The organism is Enterococcus olivae, assembly GCF_053760925.1.
The window spans coordinates 1-1644 of sequence record NZ_JBSMVT010000063.1; the positions used below are offsets into that span (position 1 = coordinate 1).

Annotated in this window: 1 protein-coding gene; it reads right to left on the reverse strand. The window is 37.8% G+C overall.

The genetic code is table 11. The features are described from left to right. Nucleotides 1-119: 119 nt before the first annotated feature. A complete protein-coding gene (locus ACWODM_RS16315; protein ID WP_037627752.1) occupies nucleotides 120-1541 on the reverse strand; it encodes an ISLre2 family transposase in 1422 nt (473 codons plus the stop codon). Nucleotides 1542-1644: the final 103 nt, after the last annotated feature.

Sequence of the window (1644 nt, forward strand, 5' to 3'; positions counted from 1 at the left end):
GTATGTGTCAAATTTTTTGAGGTTGAATAAAAAAGCAGCTGACTTCACTTAAATTTTGTTATTAGTACCTCACTTGCGTTCGGTTTGCCTAGTTATTTCTAATGGAAAAATTTTTTCCATTAGAAATAACTAGGGGTCATGTTTAATTGCTTCAGTCCTTTTGATAGTTGACCTATTGGTGCGCTTTTCGCAAGTCCCTGACCAATGCTCCCTTTAAATGCTCCTTCATGTGATTGAAAAGCAGGGGCTTTTAGGACTTTTCGTTTCATTGCTTTCCATTGTTTTCGTCGTTCTAATTCGTCATCCGCCACTTCTTCATATTGATTTAGCCAAGTATTCAATTCTTGATTCCTCAAACTATCTATCACACGAATCATGGCTGCCGCTCCTGTTCTACTCCACAAACGACCTTGTCGCTTCATCCGATAGGTCATTTTCCGATGCGTACTTTCAATGGTTCCGATACTTTGCTTATCGTCATAGAACCCTCTTTTTTCAAGAGATTGTAAATACACCCAATTCCGATCAAGATAGCCTTGCAATAACCTCAACTGTTCCAAACAGGTTTCTTCTCGCTCCTCAATCAGACTTTCTGCGGTGTCCAAACAAGCACGTACTTTTTCTTTGTCGTACTGGTGAATCGCTTCTATTAATTTTCCTTGTAGCTTAGATGAAACAAAATTTAGTCGCTCTTTTATTTTTCGATGCACATGATACATGTCACGAAAATGTTCATGACGGAAACAGCCCAAAGAAAGTTCCTCAAAGACTTCTTTTTCATAGCCAGAACCACCATCACTGTTGGATATCACGATTGTCTCTGTTAAATCATAGGTTGCTTGAAGATAATTCATCATCTCTTTTTGGGCATTTTTTCGATTCAAATGACTGACAAAATAAGGAGAAATTAACTGGGATCTTTTGCCTATCTTTTGGCTACCTTCACTCACTTGAAAACGGTGAATTTCTAGGTGTTGTTTTTTCTGTCCCCGAATCCTCACACCGTCACCTTCTAGATACAAGTAAGGAACTTTTTTCTTTTGTTTTACTTCGTCATATCGACTTTCATGCGTACTTCGTTTCTGCACAATTTCTCCTGTTTTCACCACCAATTGTTGGACGTTTTGATGGCTCATACTCCAGGTAGTTAAGCAATCAATCGCTTTTGACACGTGACGATACACCATCATTGTACCTAATTCAGAGACATTTCTTAAGACCAGTGAACTATAGCGAATTCCTTTGCGTATCCCTAAAAATTCGTCAAGGGGATAGCGGATTTCACCGGCTTTATTCTTCATTCTTCGTCTCACATAAGTGACAGAACCAAATAGAAAAGTAACGGTTCGTTGGCTTTTTCGATCAACTTGGAACCCTTCTTTTTTCAATTCTGAAGACACTTCTTCATCCAATTGTTGAAAAGCTAATTGAACCATCAGTTGAATTAATTGCGCAAAGAACATCACCATTGCTTGTTCACGTTTTAAAAATGTTTTTTCTGTCTTCATTACTTTCACTAAATCTGTTACAATAATATCCATAAGAAACCGCCTCTTGTAAGTAGTGCTCGCCAGCCTAATTACTAGAGTAACGGTTTCTTTTTTATTCGTCTAATGTTCTACCTCAATAAATTTTACACTTAGC